Source organism: Streptomyces sp. NPDC005181, assembly GCF_040608395.1.
Classification (GTDB): domain Bacteria; phylum Actinomycetota; class Actinomycetes; order Streptomycetales; family Streptomycetaceae; genus Streptomyces.
Genome location: NZ_JBEXID010000203.1, coordinates 1 through 4,159 on the forward strand (window position 1 = coordinate 1; position 4,159 = coordinate 4,159).

At 68.3% G+C, this 4,159-nt stretch carries 3 protein-coding genes; 2 read left to right on the forward strand and 1 reads right to left on the reverse strand.

The features are described 5' to 3' along the window. On the forward strand, positions 1-1,870 hold a 1,870-nt coding region (locus tag ABZV38_RS39785; RefSeq protein ID WP_356333776.1), incomplete at its 5' end, for an alpha-L-rhamnosidase C-terminal domain-containing protein. Positions 1,871-2,051: 181 nt separating this feature from the next. Here the strand turns inward: ABZV38_RS39785 and ABZV38_RS39790 are convergent. After that, entirely contained in the window at positions 2,052-2,567 is a 516-nt protein-coding gene (locus ABZV38_RS39790) for a CGNR zinc finger domain-containing protein (RefSeq protein WP_356333778.1), read from the reverse strand. Between the two features lie 201 nt (positions 2,568-2,768). Here ABZV38_RS39790 and ABZV38_RS39795 point away from each other — a divergent pair, with 201 nt between their 5' ends. Beyond that, positions 2,769-3,884 (forward strand): SpoIIE family protein phosphatase, encoded by a 1,116-nt coding sequence (locus ABZV38_RS39795; RefSeq protein ID WP_356333780.1) that lies wholly within the window; start codon positions 2,769-2,771, stop codon positions 3,882-3,884. Positions 3,885-4,159 lie beyond the last annotated feature (275 nt).

A 4,159-nucleotide genomic window follows, 5' to 3' on the forward strand; every position in this document is an offset into this window, starting at 1 on the left:
TCTGGCACAACGACAAGACCGGGCACCCCGTCAAGCGATCACTAACCGCCTACGATCACTGACCGCAACCACACCCCTTGGACTCATTCATCTAGCCTTCTCCGAGACGCTGCAGTACCTCACCGACCGGTCCGACTTCACCCGCGCCGACCAGGCGGGAGGCGCCGGGCAGGGCACCGATCAGTACGCCGTGCCGACGGACGGCGCCTCATGGACGGACAAGAAGGGCTACGGTTCGGGCGGCGACAAGGTGTACGCCGACGGACTGCACGGCTTCCGTTACCTCAAGATCGCGCTGGACGCCCTGCCGTCCGACGCACCCGCCGCCCAGGCCTGGGGCACCGTGGCCGTCGATGCCGTGTCGCTCGGTTTCACGGCGTACGTCGGCACACCGGACTCCTACCGGGGCTGGTTCCTCTGCTCCGACGAGGAGTTGAACCGCTACTGGTACGGCGCGTCCTATACGAACGAACTGGTCGTCGACACCTTCCGCAAGGACGATGTGGATCCCCGCAATGCCTTCAGCGCCTCGCTGGACGGCAAGCTGGTCCTGCACGACGGCGCCAAGCGGGACCGCGACCCCTACGTCGGCGACGTGGCGGTGTCGGGGCGCACCCTCTACCTCACCCATGACGAGGTGGCCGAAGCTGCGCGCAATGTGCTGGCCGACCTCGCCGAACACCAGCGGGACGACGGATGGATCCCGCCGGCCTCCATCAACAACTACACCCTTCCTCTGTTCGACTATCCGTTGTGGTGGGTGACGTGCAGCTGGGACTACCTGCTCTACACCGGGGACCGGGACTACGCGGCGCGTTACTACCCGCAGCTGCTCAAGGTGCTCGACACCTGGTACCCGAGCGTGACGGACGACGCGGGGCTGCTGAACAAGGGCCTCAACGGCACGGCCGGCTACGGCGACTACGCGTTCCTCGGCCGTACCGGCCAAGTCACCTACTACAACGCCAACTACGTACAGGCCCTGGGTGACGCGGCACGCATCGCCGTCCACCTGGGCCACGACAACGACGCGCGGCGATGGCAGGACCGGGCCGAGAAGGTCGCGCAGGTGATCAACACCCACCTGTGGGACGAGTCCGCGGGGGCCTATCTGGACTCCGCAACCGGCGCGGTCCGGCACGCCCAGGACGGCAACGCCATCGCCATCACCTCAGGCGTCGCCGACTCCGAACGGGCGGCCTCGGCACTGGCCCACCTCGACAGGACGACGAAGCTCCGGTACGGCAACGCCTTCATGGACAACGACACACTCTTCGGAGACGCCTCCCAGCGCGTGTACGCGTTCACTTCCTACCCCGAGCTCGTGGCACGCTTCGAGACCGGCCTGGCCGACTCGGCGATCGACCAGATCAAGCGCACCTACGGGTGGATGGACAGCCACGACCCCGGCATCACCCACTGGGAGGGCATCGGCCCGGACGGTTCGCTGTACGAGGACGCCTACACGAGCATGGCGCACGGCTGGTCCACCGGGGTCCTGACCGCGCTCACCCACCAACTGCTCGGCGCGAAACCGACATCGCCCGGGTACGCCACCTGGGACGTACGCCCGCATCCCGGATCGGTGAACTGGGCACAGGGTGAACTCCCCACGCCTCACGGCCCATTGGGCGTGGAATGGGTTCGTAAGGGCGCGACGTTCACTCTGACCGTGCGGGCACCGCGGGGCACGCGCGGGTCCGTGGCGCTGCCCACGGACGGCCACCGCGTCACCGTGCACTCCGGCGACCGGACGCTCTGGAAGAACGGCAGGGCGACCGCATCCGGGGTGCGCCCCGATGCCGGATACGTGATCATCTCCGGCCTCGATCAGGGCACCCACCGGTTCACGCTCGTGCGCGAGAGCTGAGGCTGAAGCCTGAGATCCGCTGGTGGCCCGGCCGGTCCGGGTCACCAGCTCTCTTTTCGCCATCACTGCGTGCGCGAGGGAAATCGCGGCGGCGTACCGGCCCGCCGCGGGCCGGTACAGCGGCAAACCAAGTGCCCCGAGCGGCCTCGGAGCCCATGCTGCGGGTGAACTCGGCCGGGTACTACTCGGCCGTGGTCTGGCGCGTGCGCTCGTAGTGGCGGCGGGCCTTCATCCGGTTACCGCAGACCGCCATGGAGCACCACCGGGCCTTGTTGGTCTTGCTGCGGTCCAGCAGGAACAGCCGGCACTCGGTGTTCGCGCACGGCCGCAGGCGTCCTGGCTTGTTCTGCTGCAAAGTGCCCCACGTCAGGACCGCAAGGACCGCCGGCCTGCGCTCGTCGGGAGCGTCCAGTTCCCAGCCGACCCCGTCGTCATTGACGATCGGGCGGTAGCTGACACCTTCCAGCAGCGCTGACAGTGAAGCGGGTTCCCGCTGTCCGCGGACCACGTCCTGGAGGGCGTCGCGTGCCTGGATCAGGTACTGGCGCTCGCCCTCGGTCCCCCTGCCACCGTGGGACTGCTGCCACGACCGGGCCACCTCGGGGTTGGAGAGCTGGTCCTGCACGGCTTCCCTGATCAGCGGCGCCGTGTTGAGCAGCTCCAGCAGCGTGTCCTCCTGTGCGGCATCGATCACCATCAGATCTCCTAACCCCTTGTCCTTGATTGACAGGTTACATCGACACTTGGTCAGAGCAGTTCACGTCACACCCCCGTCGGCAGCCGCCGAGGGCCGCCCGTGTGATCTGCCCAGCTCCGCGGCGGGAGGAGTAGCGCTGCCCTGAATTTCCGCACCTATCGTGAAAAGACACACCATAAGCGGCGTCGAGGCGGAGCAGGCGTGACGGATCCGGAGATCGACTACACAGCGGTTTTCCAGGCCTTGCCCGGTGCGGTGGCGCTGCTGACACCACAGCTGGTCTATGTGGACGTCAACGAGGAGTTTTTGCGCGTGATGAGCCGCACCCGCGGGCAAGTAATCGGCCGCAACATGCGCGACGATTTTGCCCACAGCCCGAACGACCCCGGCGCCGCCGTAGTGACCAACATCGAGTCGTCACTACTCCGGGTGGCGGAAACCGGTGAGCGCGACACCATGGAGCTGCAGCGCTACGACATGGAGGACCCCGACCGCCCCGGGGTAAGGGACGAGCGCTACTGGAACATGGTCAACATTCCCGTCTTCGGTTCGGACGGGCGGGTGACGCTGCTGATGCACCGGGTGGAGGAGGTCACCGAACTCATCCGCGCCCGCGTAGTCGCCCTGAGGTTGCAAGAGGCGATGCTGCCCGCTCCCCGCCCGGTCGGGCGCCACCCGGCGGCCGTACGCTACCGGCCTGCCGTCGACGCGCTGGACGTGTGCGGTGACTGGTACGACCTGGTCGACCTGGGCGGCGATCGCATCGCGGTGGCCGTCGGCGACGTTGTCGGCCATGGCCTGTCTGCGGCCGAGATCATGGGCCAACTGCGCAGCGCGCTCAGCGCCGCCTCCCGCGCCACCGACGGCCCCGCCCGGGCCCTGGAGGTCCTCGGGCTGTATGCCCGCTCCGTCAACGGCGCCGAGAACACCACCGTGGCCAACACGGTCATCGACTGGAACACCCACACCATCACCTACAGCAGCGCCGGCCACCTCCCGCCTGCCCTCCTGCACAGGGACGGCACCGTCGAGTTCCTGGACCAGGCCACCGACCCCCCGCTCGGTGCCCGCCCTGAACCCGTCCCCCGGCCCCAGGCCACGGTGCCCTTCACCGCGGACGCCGTCCTCGTGCTGTACACCGATGGGCTGATCGAACGCCGCCGCGAAGACATCGACACAGGTCTCGCACGGCTCGCCCGCTCCCTGGCCCGCCACCAGGCAGCCGCCCCCGAAACCCTCGCGGACGCCCTGCTGGCCGACCTGCTCCCACCCGACGGCGTCACCGACGACACCGCCCTGGTCATCGTGCGCCTGTGACCGGCCCGTCATGTCCGCAGTGGCGCGCGCTGTCCTGTCTCGCTGAAGCGGTCAAGCCTGGCGAGCAGTAAGAACCCGGGGGGCACTGAAGCACGAGAGCGGCGTGCCACCGCCCTGTGCGGGTGGTGGCACGCCGGTTTCAGAAGGTCCGCCCGCGTTCAGTGGCGCGCGGGGGCGGCTCAGGGCCTCGGCGTGAAAACGGAATGAGCGGATTCGCCCCAACTGCCGTTGCTGGTGGGGTGGGTGACGACATGCGGCAGGCACGGTTGCCAGCG

Coding starts and splice junctions, on each gene's coding strand:
- ABZV38_RS39790 (WP_356333778.1), bottom strand. CDS start 2,567: ATGGTGATCGATGCCGCACAGGAGGACACGCTGCTGGAGCTGCTCAAC.